The following is a 16916-nucleotide window of genomic DNA, read 5'->3' as shown; positions in this document are numbered from 1 at the left end:
AAAAGCAAGATGGAGGCACATCCGTGGAACAGGCAGAAATCGGTTTGATCGGTCTCGGCGTCATGGGCTCGAACCTGGCGTTGAACATCGCGGAAAAGGGCAACAAGATTGCCGTATTCAACCGAACCCCTGAAGCGACGAAAAAATTCTACGCCGAGGCTGGGGACTTGCAGGGACAGTTGATCCCCTGCGAAACCATCGAGGAATTCGTCGCCGCCATTCGCCCTCCGCGCCCGATCATCATCATGATCAAGGCCGGCGATCCGGTCGACCAGCAGATGGAAATCCTGAAACCGCATCTCGCCAACGGCGACATCATGATCGATGCCGGCAATGCGAATTTCCGCGATACGATCCGCCGTTTCGACAATCTGAAGGATAGCGGCCTGACCTTTATCGGCATGGGCGTTTCCGGCGGTGAAGAAGGTGCGCGCCATGGACCGTCGATCATGGTCGGTGGCACCGAGGACAGCTGGAAGCGCGTCGAGAAGGTGCTGACTTCCATTTCCGCCAAGTACAACAACGATCCGTGCGTGGCATGGCTCGGCAATGACGGCGCCGGCCATTTCGTCAAGACCATCCATAACGGCATCGAATATGCCGACATGCAGATGATCGCCGAAATCTACGGCATCCTGCGGGACGGCCTGAAGATGAGCGCCGTCGAAATCGCCGATGTTTTCGCAGAATGGAACAAGGGCCGCCTGAATTCCTACCTGATCGAAATCACCGAGAAGGTTCTGCGCGCCGCCGATCCGATCACCGGCAAGCCGATGGTCGATCTGATCCTCGACAAGGCCGGCCAGAAGGGCACCGGCAAGTGGTCGGTCATCGAGGCGCAGAACATGGGCGTCGCCGCTACCGCCATCGAAGCCGCCGTGGCTGCCCGTATTCTCTCTTCGCAGAAGGACGAGCGTGAAGCTGCCGAGAAAATCTTCGGCCTGCCGACGCTCGCAGCGGCACCTGCTGACAAGAAGGCCTTCATCGCCGATCTGGAAAACGCGCTTCTGGCTGCCAAGGTCGGTGCTTATGCGCAGGGCTTCGCCATCATGTCGGCCGCTTCCAAGGAGTTCAACTGGAACCTGCCGATGCCGACGATTGCCCGCATCTGGCGCGCCGGTTGCATCATCCGCTCGGAATTCCTCGATGAGATCACTTCGGCCTTCACCAAGGACCCGCATGTGGCCAACCTCATCGTGACGCCTGCCTTTGCCGGCATCGTCAAGGATACCGACGCACCGCTGCGCCGTGTTGTTTCCTATGCCGTTCTCTCCGGCCTGCCGGTTTCGGCGCTGGCTTCGGCGCTCGGTTATTTCGACGCCTATCGCCGTGGCCGCGGCAGCGCCAACCTCATTCAGGCGCAGCGCGACTTCTTCGGCGCCCATGGTTTCGAACGCACCGACGGTGTGGACAAGCCACACGGCCCGTGGGGCAGCGGCGCCGACATTTTTTGATCGGCTGAAACGACAAACGACAAAAGGCCCGCGCGAGCGGGCCTTTTTCATTTCATCGATGCCTGGATTAGCGGGCGGCGGCGAGGCCGACGATCAGGCCGCTGACGGCGTTGATGAGCAGGAACTGGTTGTCGACGCGGACCCAGCGCTGGTCGCGGCGCGGTTCTGCGAGGTGGTAACGGCGGTAGTCACGACGGTCTACCATGTTGCGGCGCTCACGGGCCGAAAGGCGCTGGCCGCGATCCCAGCGGTGCTTCTTGACGATGACCTTCTTGGTGGTGACCTGACGCTCGACGGTAACGCCGCGATGGCGATCGTCGTGGCGGCTTTGGGCCTGAGCCATCGGAGCGGCGAGAACGGTAGCGGCCAGAAGAATGGTGACGAACTTTTTCATGGAAGTTTCCTCTCGTGTTTCGATGAGGAGAACTTACGAATAAACGAATGAACGGAAACTGAATTTAAAATTACATTTATGTAATGGTTATTAACGGTTAGGGGCGGGAGTTAATCTTTTGTTTTGAGGTTTTTGGCCCGGCTTTTGCAGTGTGCAGACCGCCCGGCGAAACCAGGCGGTCTCTCCTAAGTCAGACGCGTTCGGCGGATTTTGCCCAGAGGTTGATATCCGCTTCCTTGGCGTAACGGTCGATTTCGGCAAGCTCTTCGGCCGTGAAATCCGGCTTGTCGAGCGCCTTCACGCAATCCTCGACCTGTTCGACACGGCTTGCGCCGATCAGCGCCGAGGTGATGCGGCCGCCGCGCAGAACCCAGGCAATCGCCATCTGCGCCAGCGTCTGGCCGCGCCGCTCGGCAATGCTGTTGAGTGCACGGATGTTCTCGACATTGCGTTCGTTGAGGAAAGCCGGGTTGAGCGACTTGCTCTGCGATGCGCGGCTACCCTGCGGCACGCCGCCGAGATATTTCGTCGTCAACATGCCCTGCGCCAGCGGCGAGAAGACGATGGAGCCGATGCCCAGTTCTTCCAGCGTATCGACGAGACCGTCTTCCTCGATCCAGCGGTTGATCATCGAATAGCTCGGCTGATGGATGATGCAGGGCGTGCCGAGGTTCTTCAGGATCGCGGCGGCCTCGCGGGTGCGCTTCGAATTGTAGGACGAGATGCCGACATAAAGCGCCTTGCCCGAGCGCACGATCTGGTCCAGCGCACCGCAGGTTTCCTCAAGCGGCGTATTGGGGTCGAAACGGTGCGAATAGAAGATATCGACGTAATCCAGCCCCATGCGCTTCAGGCTCTGGTCGCAGGAGGCGATTACGTATTTGCGGCTGCCCCATTCGCCATAGGGGCCGGGCCACATGTTGTAACCGGCCTTGGAGGAGATGATCATCTCGTCGCGATAACCCCTGAAATCCGTTTTCAGGATTTCACCGAAGGCGGTTTCGGCGCTGCCGGGCGGCGGGCCGTAATTGTTGGCGAGATCGAAATGGGTGATGCCGAGATCGAAAGCGCGGCGGCAGATAGCTTGTTTCGTCTGGTGCGGCGTGTCGTTGCCGAAATTGTGCCAGAGCCCGAGCGAGATTGCCGGCAGCTTCAGGCCGGTCTTGCCGCAGTGATTATATTTCATGGATGCATATCGGTTTTCGGCCGGTTGCCAAACCATGGGTCTTCCTCCGCTTGCTGATGACTGGCTGCCGGAGAACCCGGCAACCTTTTGAACTGATGAAGACAGGCGTGGGTTCACCTGTCATTCCCGAGAGGGATGGTTATGCCTTTCTCCGCATGGTTTCAATGCCGGGATTGGGCGAGGATTGGCAGGTATGAAGATCGAAGGTGCGGAAATGCGGCTGGGGGCCGTCCGCCTTCGGGGTGAAGATGATACGGCGCGTTTCGCCGGCGGCAAGATCGAAGAGATTGTCGGAATAACGTCCGGGCTGATCTGCCTCCAGCATGACGAAGAGGGCGAGACCCGTGGCCGTGACATCGATTTCGAGCTGGCCGTTTTTCAATGTGCTGGTTGTGAATGTCAGGCCGGCAGGCTGAAGTTCCAGCGCCTTGTAAGTGTCGCGCACATGATGGCCTTCGCCGGTCATGCCGTTCGAGGCGATGAAGCTCCAGGCAAGGACGGCACCATCAGGCAGGCTGTCCATGTCGATATCGGTCAGCATGGCGGCCCTGTCGGTCGCGCAGGTGCCGTTGGCGGATTTCAGCGGCACGCGGTTGCCGTCCATGGTCAGGGCGACGATGTTCATGTCGATTTCCACATCCTCCGCCGTGTCGTTGACCATGGAGAAGCTCACCCGGCCTCCATCTTCTGACGGGATGGCCGAGACTGTAACCGGCTGGAAGAAACGGCGAGCGGCATAATGCAGCGCTTTCCAGCCGCCGCCATAATCAAGGCTCGACCAAGAGGCGACCGGCCATGTATCGTTGATCTGCCAATAAAGCGTGCCCATGCAATGGGGCTTGAGCGAGCGCCAGTAATCGACGGCCGTGCGGATCGCCAGCGCCTGCTGGACCTGACTGAGATAAACGAAATTCTCGAAATCCTTCGGGAAGCGGAAGTAACGGAACATGGTGCCCGCAATCCGCTCATTGCCGCCGACATTCTTCTGGTGCAGCTCAATGACCGGGGAGGCAATGTTCATGTCCCGGTCTTCCGCGTAGGTGCGGATGACGGGCATGGATGTATAGGACTGGAAACCGAATTCGGAGCAGAAGCGCGGTTTCACCGAACGATAATTGTCGAACGACTTGTTCTCGTGCCAGACGGACCAGTAATGCATGTCGCCGGAACCATCCGCGTGCCAGGCATCGCCATAATCGAGATAACCCGACGCGGGGCTCGATGGCCACCAGTGCGCTTCGGGAGCCGTTTTTTTCAGGGCTTTTTCGATGGTGCGGTTCAGGCGGTCATAGGCCACGAGATAACGGTCGCGATTGTTGCGGGATTCATCGAACCAGGTCAGCGCACCCACCAGCTCGTTATCGCCGCACCAAAGCGCGATGGACGGATGGGAGGAGAGGCGTTTCACCTGATAGTCGACCTCGTGTTCGACATTGTCGAGGAAGTCCTCGCTGCAGGGATAGAGATTGCAGGCGAACATGAAATCTTGCCACACCAGCAGGCCGAGGCGGTCGCAGAGATCGTAGAACCAGTCTTCCTCATAAAAGCCGCCGCCCCAGACGCGGATCATGTTCATATTGGCCTCGACCGCGGAGCAGAGAAGGTCTTCGGTCTTTTCCCGGCTGGTCAGCGAATAGAGCGCATCGGCGGGGATCCAGTTGGCGCCGCGGCAGAAGATTTCCCGGCCGTTGATGCGGAAAGCGAAGCGGCTGCCTGCCTCGTCCTTGTCCGTCAGAAGCTCGATGGTCCTGAAGCCGATCTGGCGGGTGACGGTCTCATCGGGCAATTCCACCGTCAGCCCGTAGAGTGTCTGTTCGCCACTGCCGGCTGGCCACCAGAGCTCCGGATTTTCCACGAAGAAGACGTGGCGCACCACCGTTTCACCGGCTCCGACGCCGCAATCGAGCCTGAGCCTTTCATCGTTGAGAGACAGATAGACCGGCAGGCTGGCCGGGCCTTCGGCAAACAACGTGACGGCCACATGCAGTTCCACGCCGCCTTCGACATGGTGCTGCGAGGTGACGACATGTTCGATGCGGGCTGTATCGAGGCGCTTCAGCAGGATTTTGCCGTAGAGGCCGAGCGGCGCAATCGCGATATTCCAGTCCCAGCCGAAATGGCATTGCGGCTTGCGCAGCATGTTGCCATTGGCAATCGGCGAATTGCCGGGGTGATAGGGAATATAGAAAGGCTGCCGTGCCTGCCGTTCCGCACCGGCCGCGATGTTGGAATGGAAATGGATGCGGATGGTGTTTTCACCCGGCCGCACAGCGCGCGAAACATCCGGGCGGTAACGGCGGAAACAATTGTCGGCGCTCAGGACCGGGATGTCGTTGACGAAGACGATGGCGACGGTGTCGAGGTAGTCGATATCGAGATACCAGCTGGCATCCGCCTCATCGAGAATGAAGGTTCGCTCGAGGATCCAGTCCTGCTGCGCGACCCATTGCACCGCCTTCTCATTGGCGCCGTGATAGGGATCTGGAATGATGCCCGCATTTTTGAGCGCGGTATGAATATCGCCCGGTACGGAAAGCTGGGTGGCGTGGTCTCCTTCCACCGAGGTCAGGCGCCAGGACCCGGCCAGATCGATGACGGTTTCGGGCGAGGAAGAAGAAATCATAATCGGACCCTGCATAGTATGAATTCGAAGAAGACTGGCCTGCATCATGGTGCAGGCTTGTGTCAGAATCTGGGGGGAATGGATGCCCGCAAAGCGCTGCCTCACATTTATCCGGCTTTACGATTTCCTCCCTTCGGCAACGTTACCGTAAAACAATCGTTCCGTCATTCCTTTGAGTGGGAATCAATCACACGAAAAATGCCGGGGAACGCCGGGTCTTGACAATGACGTTGCCTCCATCAGTAATTTGTAAATTTTATCATTTAATATCGGTGTTTTATGTATGTTTTTTAATGTTTCTAATAAGAAGTTTAGTTCATTTATATCCGGACTCTTAGCGCTGGAAGAAAAGGATCGCAGTCGGGAAATATTTTCCGGACCTATATCGTTTTAGCTGAATTGGCCGATAGCCGGACAAGACCGGCTTTTGACCGCAGACCTTTGCCTTTGCAACGGAGCAAAAGCTATCTATGATTACCGTTCGGTAAAGCGTGGCGAAATGACATGAACGATACTGGCAAATCCGGCAGGAACGACATACCCGCGACCACGGGCGAGCGTCCGACCTTGAAGACAATCGCCTATATGACGGGTCTCGGCATCACCACCGTCTCGCGCGCGCTGAAGGATGCGCCCGATATCGGCGCTGAAACCAAGGAGCGCGTGCGGCTGATCGCAAGGCAGATCGGTTACCAGCCAAACCGGGCCGGGGTGCGCCTTCGCACCGGCAAGACCAATGTGATTGCCCTTGTGCTGAGTGTCGATGAAGAACTGATGGGTTTCACCAGCCAGATGGTATTCGGCATCACCGAGGTTCTTTCCACGACACAATATCATCTGGTCGTGACGCCCCACATCCATGCCAAGGATTCGATGGTGCCGATCCGCTATATTCTCGATACCGGTTCGGCGGATGGGGTCATTATTTCGAAGATCGAGCCCAACGATCCGCGCGTTCGTTTCATGACCGAGCGCAACATGCCCTTCGTCACCCATGGGCGGTCCGATATGGGCATCGACCATGCCTTTCATGATTTCGATAACGAATCCTATGCCTATGAGGCGGTCGAGCGGCTGGCGCAATGCGGGCGTAAAAGGATCGCCGTCGTCGTGCCGCCATCGCGGTTTTCATTCCACGATCACGCCCGTAAGGGGTTCTTGAGGGCAATCAGGGATTTCGGCCTTAGCGAATTTCCGCTGGATGCCATCACCATCGAAACGCCGCTCGAGAAAATCCGCGATTTCGGCCAGCGACTGATGCAATCCGATGACCGTCCCGACGGCATCGTTTCGATCAGCGGCAGCAGCACCATTGCGCTGGTGGCGGGTTTCGAAGCGGCAGGTGTGAGGATCGGCGAAGATATCGATATCGTCTCGAAACAGTCCGCCGAGTTCCTGAACTGGATCAAACCGCAGATCCACACCGTCAATGAGGATATCAAGCTGGCGGGCAGGGAGCTTGCAAAGGCCCTTCTGGCGCGCATCAACGGCGCGCCGCCGGAAACCCTGCAGAGCATCAGCAGCCCTGTCTGGTCTTCGATGGCGCCGAAGCCGTAACGAGCCGATTTGCGATTGATGGCGCGACGTCTCTACCCAGCGATTGTCGCGCCTCCGTTCCTTATGCAGTGCTTTATATTTCAAGCGCAAGTAACTGGTTTGAAATATGTATTATTCCGATCATTCGCGCTTCGGCCGCATTCCGGTTCAAAACCGGAATGACGGAACCGTGGCGTTAGGGGCGGCAATGTGCATCAGGACAGGCAATCCTTCAGCGAGCCTGCGATACCGCGCATCAGCTTGAAATAGAGGTCCGGGCCGGGTTCCAGTGTCGCTGCCTCTGGATCGAGCGTCGCCGACTTTGCGGCGGTGCCTTCGGTGATGACCGAAATCAGCTTCGGCTCGAATTGCGGTTCAGCGAAAACGCAGGTTGCGCCGAGCTGGCGAACCTTTTCCTGCATCTGCTTGACGCGGTCCGCACCGGGCAGGGTTTCGGGGCTGACGGTGATCGATCCCGCCGTCTTCACGCCGTAACGATGCTCGAAATATTGATAGGCATCGTGGAAGACGATGAAGGGCTTGTCCTTCACCGGCTTGACCGTTTCCTTGAGTTCGGCATCGAGCGCATCGAGGTCGTCGATCAGTTTTTTGGTATTGGCCTGATAGGTTGCGGCATTGCCGGCATCGGCGGCGATCAGCGCGGTTTCTATCGTCTGCGCCATGGCCTTGGCATTGGCGGGATCGAGCCAGAGATGGGTATCGTATGCGCCGTGGTCATGGCCTTCGTGACCCTCCGCATGGTCGTGTCCATGATCGTGCGCGCCTTCCTCTTCGGCGTGGCCGTCATGCGCCTCTTGGCCTTCATCGCCATGGTCATGTGCTTCAAACGGGCCGCCTTCGCGGAAGGGCAGCTTTTCCAGACCCTTTGCGTCTTCCAGTTCGACCACTGTTGCCTTGCTGGCAAGCGCTTCGAGCGGCTTTTCCAGGAATGCTTCCAGTCCCGGCCCAACCCAGAAGACCACATCGGCCTTTTCCAGTTTGCGGGCATTGGACGGTCTGAGATTATAGGTATGCGGCGAAGCCGCGCCGTCGACGATGAGCTGCGGTTCGCCGACGCCCCGCATGATGGCGGCGACGAGGGAATGGACGGGCTTGATCGAGACCACGACATCGGGCGCGGCGGTGGCGCCGGAAGCGGCGGCCGCTATTGCCACCGATGCCATGAGCGGGATCAGGAACGATTTCATGAAATGCACTCCACTTGAAGAAGTATAGTTATGTTATTACATTTATTGCGTAACTCTATAACGTATGCAATAGCGGTAAGCAACATCGCCGAACGGACAATCCCATGCTTCATTCCGCCCATCGGGGCAAAGAGATACTGGTTTCCCTTGCCAATGCCGGCGTGCAGCGCAACGGCCGCTGGCTGGTGCGCGGCGTGGAGTTTTCCGTCAGCAAAGGCGAGATCGTCACGCTGATCGGGCCGAACGGTTCCGGCAAATCCACCAGCGCGAAAATGGCAATCGGCGTGGTGAAGCCGACCGAGGGCGAGGTTTCGCGCATTGCCGGTCTGAAGGTCGGTTATGTGCCGCAGAAGCTTTCCGTGGACTGGACCATGCCGCTTTCGGTGCGCCGGCTGATGACGCTGACCGGGCCGCTGCCAGCCCGTGAAATCGACGCGGCGCTGAATGCGACGGGCATTGCGCATCTCGCCAATGCGGAAGTGCAGCACCTTTCCGGTGGCGAGTTCCAGCGCGCGCTTCTGGCCCGCGCCATCGCCCGCAAACCCGATCTGCTGGTTCTTGACGAGCCCGTGCAGGGTGTCGATTTCTCCGGCGAGATCACGCTCTATGATCTGATAAAAAATATCAGAAATTCAAATAATTGCGGAATTCTGTTAATCTCGCATGACCTGCATGTGGTGATGGCCGAAACCGACACCGTCATATGCCTGAACGGCCATGTTTGCTGCCGGGGCACGCCGCAGGCGGTGAGCCAGAGCCCGGAATATATGCGGCTGTTCGGCGGCTCGGCTGCCAAGGCGCTTGCCGTCTATAGCCACCATCACGATCATACCCATCTGCCCGATGGCCGGGTGCAGCACGCGGATGGTTCGGTGACCGATCATTGCCACCCGGAGGATGGGCACCATCATATGCATGACCACGGCCACCATCACGACAGCCATGACGAATGCGGCTGCGGCCATGAGCATGAGGGCCATACGCCATCCAGCCACGGACAGGGAGAACGCCATGTTTGACGATTTCTTCGTTCGCGCCATGGTCGCCGGTATCGGCGTTGCGCTCACTGCCGGTCCTCTCGGCTGTTTCGTCGTCTGGCGTCGCATGGCCTATTTCGGCGATACGATGGCCCATTCGGCGCTGCTTGGCGTCGCGCTGTCGCTGCTGTTGCAGCTCAACCTCATCGTCAGCGTCTTTCTGGTGGCGTCGGCCGTGTCGATCCTGCTGCTCTTTTTGCAACGGCGTCAGGCGCTTTCCGCTGATGCATTGCTTGGCATCTTGTCCCATTCGGCGCTGGCGATCGGTCTCGTCATCGTCGCTTTCATGAGCTGGGTGCGCATCGATCTCGTCTCGTTCCTGTTCGGCGATATTCTCGCCGTTACCCGCAGCGATATCGCCCTGATCTGGGGCGGTGGGCTGGTGGTCATCGTCTCCATGGTGTTCCTGTGGCGGTCGCTGCTTGCCTCCACCGTCAATACAGAGCTGGCCGAGGCCGAGGGGTTGAACCCGGAGCGTGCAAAGCTGATCTTCACGCTGTTGATGGCGCTGGTGATCGCCATTGCCATGAAGGTGGTCGGCATCATGCTCATCACATCGTTGCTCATCATACCGGCGGCGACTGCCAGACGCTTTTCCGCCACGCCTGAGGTGATGGCGGTGGTGGCTTCGTTGATCGGCGCGGTCGCCGTTGTCGGCGGCCTGTTCGGCTCGCTCAGTTACGATACGCCGTCCGGCCCATCCATCGTGGTTGCCGCGGTGATCCTCTTCGTTATAAGCCTGTTACCGGCGCCGGGTTTTTCCCGCGCCGCGGATGAAGGAGGCAAATCATGAATGCGCAGACCCAGCAGAACCTCACCAAGAACCAGTCGCTGGTCATGAATGCCCTCTCAAACGCGCATCAACCGCTCAGCGCCTATATGATCCTCGACAAGCTGCGGGATGAGGGTTTTCGTGCGCCGCTGCAGGTTTACCGGGCGCTGGAAAAACTGGTGGAGTTTGGTCTCGTGCACCGGCTCGAGAGCCTTAACGCCTTTGTCGCCTGCACCCACACGCAGGCTGAGTGCTGCTCTCACCACCATGGCACGGTGGCTTTCGCTATCTGCGAATCCTGCGGGCAGGTGACGGAATTCCACGATCATGAAATCGACCACCGCCTGGAGCGCTGGGTGAAGGACAGCAAGTTCAAGGCGGAAAAGACCACCATTGAAATTCGCGGCCTCTGCGCCGCCTGCTCGGCTTAATCTCATGGCAGGGCGGGCGTGGATGCCCGCCGTTTCCTATCCCTCGATGATCGCCAGATCTTTCGAAAAACGCTTCCAGTTTTCGATGTATTTTTCGGCCGAGCGGCGAAGCCCCGCGGCGGCCTCATCATCCAGCGTGCGGATGGCGCGCGCCGGCGAGCCGACAATCAGGGAATTGTCCGGAAATTCCTTGCCCTCCGTCACCAGCGCATTGGCGCCGACGAGGCAGTTGCGACCGATCTTTGCGCCATTCAGGATCGTCGCGCCCATGCCGACAAGCGAATTGTCGCCAATGGTGCAGCCATGCACGATGGCATGGTGGCCGATGGTGCACATTTCGCCGATGACGGCGGGAAAACCGGGATCGCTATGCACCATCACGCCTTCCTGAATATTGGTGCCGCGCCCGATGCTGATCGGCTCGTTATCGCCGCGCAGCGTTGCGCCGAACCAGATGCCGACATCCTCACCGAGCGTCACCGAGCCGATGACATTGGCGTCGGGCGCCACCCAGTAGCGATCAGGCGCAGGGGTCTGCGGCACACGGTCGGCGAGGCGGTAAAGCGGCATGGTGGTGTCCTCCCTTTAGTCTTGGCGATGGCTTTCAGGCAACCGTCACGCTTAGCGTGCCGACACCTTCGACGCCGCATTCAATGCGGTCGCCACGCACGATTGGGCCGACGCCGGCCGGCGTGCCGGTCATGATGACGTCACCGGCGGCAAGCGTGAACAGCTTGGAAAGCTCGGCAATCACTTCCGGCACCTTCCAGATCATCTGGGCAAGATCACCCGTCTGCTTGCGTTCGCCATTGACGTCAAGCCAGATCGCGCCGGTAGCGGGATGGCCGATCCTGTCTGCCGGGACGATGGGGGACACCGGTGCGGAATATTCGAAGGCCTTCGCGCCTTCCCAGGAGCGGCCCATCTTCTTCAGGCCGTCCTGAAGGTCGCGACGGGTCATGTCTATGCCGACGGCGTAACCCCAGACATGGCCCAGCGCCTCGGACGCCGGGATATCGGCACCGCCGCTTTTCAGAACCACGACACATTCGACTTCGTAGTGCACATTCGATGACAGCGGCGGGTAGGGGAAGTCCTGACCGGCGGGCAGCAGATTGTCCGGGTTTTTCTGGAAATAAAAGGGCGGCTCGCGCGAGGGATCGTGGCCCATCTCAATAGCGTGATCGGCATAATTGCGGCCGACGCAATAGACCCGCCGTACGGGGAACAGATCGTCCGTGCCTTCCACGGGCAGGAGAACGGGTTTCGGAGCGGGGATGACGGTGGCGGCCATGTGGATTTCCTGTCGTCTTTTTCGGTGCAATTCTTGTCCCGCGATTCCAGGGCGATTTCCAGTTCAAAATGACCCTGCCTGCAAAACTGGCTTTTTACGGTCCTTTGCTGTAGAAGCCAGCGCAAAGAGGTTAATCCATGTACAGACAAGCGCTTGCAAGCGGCGAAAAAATCTTCGCCGTGGCCCCCATGATCGACTGGACCGATACCCGCTGCAGGTTTCTGCACCGGCAATTGTCGAAGCGCGCGCTGCTTTATACCGAAATGATCGTCGCCGATGCCATCATCCATGGCCAGCGCGACAGGCTGCTCGGTTACCACGCTGAGGAACATCCCGTTGCGCTGCAGCTTGGCGGGTCTGATCCGGCCAAGCTTGCCGAGGCGGTGCGGATCGCCGGCGATTACGGATATGACGAGATCAACCTCAATGTCGGCTGTCCCTCGGATCGGGTGCAGTCCGGCACATTCGGCGCCTGCCTGATGCGCGAGCCGGAGGTGGTGGCGCAATGTGTCGCGGCAATGAAGGCTGTCGCCCGCGTGCCGGTTACGGTGAAGTGCCGGATCGGGGTGGACGATCAGCAGCCGGAAGCGGTCCTGCCGGATTTTCTGAAGCGGGTTGTTGCGGCGGGCGCGGACGCGGTCTGGGTTCATGCGCGAAAAGCCTGGCTGCAGGGGCTTTCGCCGAAGGAAAACCGCGAAGTGCCGCCGCTCGATTATGATCTCGTCTATCGCATGAAGCGGGAAAACCCTGATGTCTTTATCGGCATCAATGGCGGTATCGCCGATCTCGATCAGGCGAGCGAACATCTCCAGCATATGGATGGTGTGATGCTCGGCCGTGCCGCTTATCACAACACGTCCATTCTTGCCGATGTCGACCATCGCATCTATGGCGAAGAGGCTCGCCAGCCGGACTGGATAGCGCTGCGTGACGCGATGATGGCCTATGCCGCCGACTATATCGCCGCGGGCGGACGTCTCAACCACGTCACCCGCCACATGGTCGGTCTGTTTCAGGGCATGCCCGGCGCGCGCCGTTTCCGGCAAATCCTCTCCAGCGACGCGACCCGGCCGGGCGCGGGACCAGAGGTGATCGAGGCCGCTTTCGCGACCATCGATTTCAGCCCGACGAAAGAAATGGCGGGCTGAAAGAGTTCAGACCGCCTTTTGCAGTTCCTGCGCACCAACAGGCGCATTGACCTTGCCGCCGGTGATGAAGAAGGCGAAGACATCGCGCGGTGTCTTTTCGACCTTCCGATCCGGCGCTATCAGCGGCAGATCGTCCGGCACGGCGCCCTTCGCATAGGTCTTTACCCGCTCGGCCCAATGGTCGATGTCTTTTTTCGGGTAACAGGTCTTGATATCGTCCTCGCCCTTCTGCAGGCGGCAATAGACGAAATCGGCCGTCACATCCGGCAGCATCGGATAGTCATGATGGTCGGCGCAGACGACGGCGACCTTGTGCTTGGCGAGAAGATCGATGAATTCCGGAACCTGAAATGTCTCGTTGCGTACCTCGACGACATGGCGAAGACGGATGCCGTCCTGCTTCTCCGGTAACAGGGACAGAAATGCGCCGAAATCCTCCGCGTCGAATTTTTTCGTCGGCGCGAATTGCCAGAGGATCGGGCCGAGGTGGGACCCGAGTTCCGTCAGCCCCTGTGTCAGGAACTTCGTCATCGATTCACCGGCCTCGGCCAGAACCCTGCGGTTGGTGACGAAGCGGCTTGCCTTTAGCGAGAAGATGAAATCCTCGGGCACTTCGGAAGCCCATTTTGCAAAAGTTTCCGGCTTCTGGCTGCTATAATAGGTGCCGTTCACCTCGATTGCCGTGAGCTGCCGGCTGGCGTGCTCCAGCTGGCGCTTCTTCGGCAATTTTTCGGGATAAAACGTGCCTTCCCATGGCTCGAAGGTCCAGCCGCCGATACCGGTGCGGATCGTGCCTGATGTCGACATATGCTGTTCCTCCTCCGGCCTTCGGCCTATCGAACCCTTGCGACGAAAGCTGCGGATTACTCCGCAGCCTCCCGTTTTCCGGCCGGTCGGCGCTCCAGAAGCTCCTTCAGGAAGTGACCGGTATAGGAACGCTCGACCTTCACGATGTCCTCCGGTGTGCCGGTCGCCACCACTTCGCCGCCGCCCGTGCCGCCTTCAGGCCCGATATCGATGATCCAGTCAGCCGTCTTGATGACTTCGAGATTATGCTCGATCACCACGACGGAATTGCCCTGTTCGACCAGCGCATGCAGCATTTCCAGGAGCTTGTTGACATCGTGGAAATGCAGGCCGGTCGTCGGCTCGTCGAGAATATAGAGCGTGCGGCCCGTCGAGCGTTTCGACAGTTCCTTGGCGAGCTTGACGCGCTGCGCCTCGCCGCCGGAGAGTGTATTCGCCTGCTGGCCGACCTTGATATAACCGAGGCCGACATCGAAAAGCGATTGCAGCTTGTCGCGCACGGCCGGGACGGCGGCGAAGAACTCCACGCCTTCCTCCACCGTCATATCCAGCACATCGGCAATGGATTTGCCCTTGAAGGTGACATCGAGCGTCTCGCGATTGTAACGCTTGCCGTGGCAGACATCGCAGGTGACATAGACGTCAGGCAGGAAGTGCATCTCGATCTTGATGACACCGTCGCCCTGGCAGGCCTCACAGCGGCCACCCTTGACGTTGAAAGAGAAACGGCCCGGTGCATAACCGCGCGCCTTGGCTTCCGGCAGGCCGGCGAACCAGTCACGGATCGGCGTAAAGGCGCCGGTATAGGTGGCCGGATTGGAGCGCGGCGTTCGGCCGATCGGCGACTGGTCGATATCAATCACCTTGTCGATGAATTCGAAACCATCGATGCGATCGTGCTCGGCCGGGATTTCGCGCGCTCCCATCACCCGGCGGGCCGCCGATTTGTATAGAGTCTCGATCAGGAAGGTGGACTTGCCGCCACCCGATACGCCGGTTACGGCGGTGAAAACGCCAAGCGGCACAGCCGCGGTGACATTCTTCAGATTGTTGCCGCGTGCACCGAACACCTTGATCTCGCGGCCCTTCTTGGGCTTGCGGCGCTCAGCCGGCACGGCAACGCCGAGTTCGCCAGAGAGATATTTGCCGGTCAGCGATTTTGGATTGGCCATCACCTCCTGCGGCGAGCCTTCGGCAATCACCTGACCGCCGTGAATGCCGGCCGCCGGGCCGATATCGACGACGTAATCTGCCGTCAGAATGGCATCTTCGTCGTGTTCGACCACGATGACGGTATTACCGATATCGCGCAGATGTTTCAGCGTATCGAGCAGCCGGGCATTGTCGCGCTGGTGCAGACCGATGGAGGGCTCATCGAGAACATAGAGAACGCCTGTCAGGCCCGAACCGATCTGCGAGGCCAGACGGATACGCTGGCTTTCACCGCCGGAAAGCGTGCCGGAATTGCGCGACAAGCTGAGATAATCCAGCCCGACATCGTTGAGGAAGCGCAGCCTTTCGCGGATTTCCTTGAGGATACGGACAGCGATTTCGTTCTGCTTGGCGTTTAGGCTTTCCGGCAGCACCTCGAACCAGTCACGCGCGGTGCGGATCGACATTTCGGTGACTTCACCGATATGCAGCTTGTTGATCTTGACGGCGAGCGCTTCCGGCTTCAGGCGATAACCAGCGCAGGCCGGGCAGGGGGCTGCCGACATGTAACGCTCGATTTCCTCGCGCGCCCAGGCACTGTCGGTCTCTTTCCAGCGACGCTCCAGATTGGGCACAATGCCTTCGAAGTTCTTCACCGTCTTGTAGGAGCGGGCGCCGTCCTGATAGTTGAACTCGATCTTGTCATCCGTGCCCTGAAGGATGGCGTGCTGCGCCTCCTTCGAAAGATCGGACCATTTGCTTGAAAGCTTGAAACCGAAAGCTTTGCCGAGTGCTTCCAGCGTCTGGTTGTAATAGGGCGAGGAAGACTTTGCCCAGGGAGCAATGGCGCCGTCGCGCAGGGTGCGGGCTGGCTCCGGTACGATCAGGTTTTCATCCACCTTCTGCTGCGAGCCAAGGCCATCGCAGCTGGGGCAAGCGCCGAAGGGGTTGTTGAAGGAGAACAGCCGTGGCTCGATTTCCGGAATGGTGAAGCCGGAAACGGGGCAGGCGAATTTTTCCGAAAACAGCACACGCTCATGGGTTTCATTAAGCGACTTGTTTGCGGAACCGCCGGCGGCGGTTTCTTCCGGCGGCAGGGGCTTGTCGGCGAATTCCGCGACCGCCAACCCGTCGGCAAGCTTGAGGCAGGTCTCGAGACTGTCGGCAAGGCGCGCGGCCATATCCGGGCGCACCACCGCACGGTCGACCACCACGTCGATATCGTGCTTGTATTTCTTGTCGAGGGCGGGCACGTCGGCGATTTCGTAGAACTGGCCATCCACCTTGACGCGCTGGAAGCCCTTCTTCATCAGATCGGCGAGTTCCTTTTTATATTCGCCTTTGCGGCCGCGCACCATCGGCGCGAGAATATAAAGACGTGTGCCTTCCTCGAAAGCGAGGATGCGGTCGACCATCTGGCTCACCGTCTGGCTTTCGATCGGCAGGCCCGTGGCCGGCGAATAGGGCACGCCGACACGCGCGAACAGCAGGCGCATATAGTCGTAGATTTCGGTGACCGTGCCGACCGTGGAACGCGGATTGCGCGATGTGGTCTTCTGTTCGATGGAGATTGCCGGCGACAGGCCGTCGATCTGGTCGACATCCGGCTTCTGCATCATTTCCAGGAACTGGCGCGCATAGGCCGAGAGGCTTTCGACATAACGGCGCTGGCCCTCGGCATAGATCGTATCGAAGGCAAGCGAGGACTTGCCCGAACCGGAAAGGCCGGTCATGACGATCAGCTTGTTGCGCGGCAGGTCCAGATCGATGCCCTTGAGGTTGTGCTCGCGGGCGCCGCGGATGGAAATCGTCTTCAGTTCACTCATGACAAGGCTCGGACAAAAATAACACACTTGATGGCAGCGCGTCCTTAT

At 59.3% G+C, this 16916-nt stretch carries 14 protein-coding genes; 6 read left to right on the top strand and 8 right to left on the bottom strand.

What is annotated here, in order from left to right; all coding sequences use genetic code 11:
* Positions 1 to 23: 23 nt before the first annotated feature.
* The gene (gene gndA / locus ACQZ5K_RS07105) at positions 24 to 1454 is read left to right on the top strand and encodes an NADP-dependent phosphogluconate dehydrogenase (protein WP_448739995.1); all 1431 of its coding nucleotides are present in this window, start codon (positions 24 to 26) and stop codon (positions 1452 to 1454) included.
* A 67-nt stretch (positions 1455 to 1521) separates the two neighbouring features.
* Here gndA and ACQZ5K_RS07100 read toward each other — a convergent pair whose 3' ends face one another.
* From ACQZ5K_RS07100 to ACQZ5K_RS07090, 3 genes are all read right to left on the bottom strand, one after another.
* The gene (locus ACQZ5K_RS07100) at positions 1522 to 1848 is read right to left on the bottom strand and encodes an RcnB family protein (protein ID WP_003525025.1); all 327 of its coding nucleotides are present in this window, start codon (positions 1846 to 1848) and stop codon (positions 1522 to 1524) included.
* 190 nt (positions 1849 to 2038) lie between these two features.
* Positions 2039 to 3070 (bottom strand): L-glyceraldehyde 3-phosphate reductase, encoded by a 1032-nt coding sequence (gene mgrA, locus ACQZ5K_RS07095; protein WP_448739994.1) that lies wholly within the window; start codon positions 3068 to 3070, stop codon positions 2039 to 2041.
* 103 nt (positions 3071 to 3173) lie between these two features.
* Entirely contained in the window at positions 3174 to 5672 is a 2499-nt protein-coding gene (locus ACQZ5K_RS07090) for a beta-mannosidase (RefSeq protein ID WP_448739993.1), read from the bottom strand.
* Between the two features lie 489 nt (positions 5673 to 6161).
* On the opposite strand from ACQZ5K_RS07090, the gene ACQZ5K_RS07085 reads away from it, so the two are divergent.
* On the top strand, positions 6162 to 7214 hold the full coding sequence (locus tag ACQZ5K_RS07085; RefSeq protein ID WP_448739992.1) for a LacI family transcriptional regulator: 1053 nt from the start codon (positions 6162 to 6164) through the stop codon (positions 7212 to 7214).
* Positions 7215 to 7408: 194 nt separating this feature from the next.
* Here the strand turns inward: ACQZ5K_RS07085 and znuA are convergent, their stop codons facing one another.
* Positions 7409 to 8401 carry a zinc ABC transporter substrate-binding protein ZnuA gene (znuA, locus tag ACQZ5K_RS07080; protein WP_448739991.1) on the bottom strand — a complete coding sequence of 331 codons (993 nt, stop codon included), beginning with the start codon at positions 8399 to 8401 and terminating at the stop codon, positions 7409 to 7411.
* 104 nt (positions 8402 to 8505) lie between these two features.
* On the opposite strand from znuA, the gene znuC reads away from it, so the two are divergent.
* Genes znuC through zur form a run of 3 tightly spaced genes read left to right on the top strand, consistent with a single transcriptional unit; the run spans position 8506 to position 10641 of the window.
* On the top strand, positions 8506 to 9420 hold the full coding sequence (znuC, locus tag ACQZ5K_RS07075) for a zinc ABC transporter ATP-binding protein ZnuC (RefSeq protein ID WP_448739990.1): 915 nt from the start codon (positions 8506 to 8508) through the stop codon (positions 9418 to 9420).
* The gene (gene znuB, locus ACQZ5K_RS07070) at positions 9413 to 10231 is read left to right on the top strand and encodes a zinc ABC transporter permease subunit ZnuB (RefSeq protein WP_020809931.1); all 819 of its coding nucleotides are present in this window, start codon (positions 9413 to 9415) and stop codon (positions 10229 to 10231) included. Before znuC ends, znuB begins: the two co-directional genes overlap by 8 nt.
* Entirely contained in the window at positions 10228 to 10641 is a 414-nt protein-coding gene (gene zur, locus ACQZ5K_RS07065; protein WP_020809932.1) for a zinc uptake transcriptional repressor Zur, read from the top strand. The genes znuB and zur overlap by 4 nt, the downstream gene beginning before the upstream one ends.
* 36 nt (positions 10642 to 10677) lie before the next feature.
* Here zur and ACQZ5K_RS07060 read toward each other — a convergent pair whose 3' ends face one another.
* Entirely contained in the window at positions 10678 to 11211 is a 534-nt protein-coding gene (locus tag ACQZ5K_RS07060; protein WP_080816990.1) for a gamma carbonic anhydrase family protein, read from the bottom strand.
* Positions 11212 to 11245: 34 nt separating this feature from the next.
* Entirely contained in the window at positions 11246 to 11935 is a 690-nt protein-coding gene (locus tag ACQZ5K_RS07055; RefSeq protein ID WP_448739989.1) for a fumarylacetoacetate hydrolase family protein, read from the bottom strand.
* Between the two features lie 137 nt (positions 11936 to 12072).
* On the opposite strand from ACQZ5K_RS07055, the gene dusA reads away from it, so the two are divergent.
* Positions 12073 to 13083, top strand: a complete 1011-nt coding sequence (gene dusA, locus ACQZ5K_RS07050; RefSeq protein ID WP_448739988.1) for a tRNA dihydrouridine(20/20a) synthase DusA — start codon at positions 12073 to 12075, stop codon at positions 13081 to 13083.
* A 6-nt stretch (positions 13084 to 13089) separates the two neighbouring features.
* Here the strand turns inward: dusA and ACQZ5K_RS07045 are convergent, their stop codons facing one another.
* Together ACQZ5K_RS07045 and uvrA are read right to left on the bottom strand one after the other, a co-directional pair.
* Positions 13090 to 13890, bottom strand: coding sequence for a DUF72 domain-containing protein (locus ACQZ5K_RS07045; protein WP_448739987.1), 801 nt, complete (start codon positions 13888 to 13890; stop codon positions 13090 to 13092).
* Between the two features lie 56 nt (positions 13891 to 13946).
* On the bottom strand, positions 13947 to 16868 hold the full coding sequence (gene uvrA, locus ACQZ5K_RS07040; protein ID WP_065655442.1) for an excinuclease ABC subunit UvrA: 2922 nt from the start codon (positions 16866 to 16868) through the stop codon (positions 13947 to 13949).
* Between the last annotated feature and the right edge of the window lie 48 nt (positions 16869 to 16916).

It is taken from the genome of Agrobacterium sp. 22-226-1, assembly GCF_053522345.1.
Note: the sequence above shows the minus strand (reverse complement) of the source record. Positions and strands in the feature narration are given on the sequence as shown.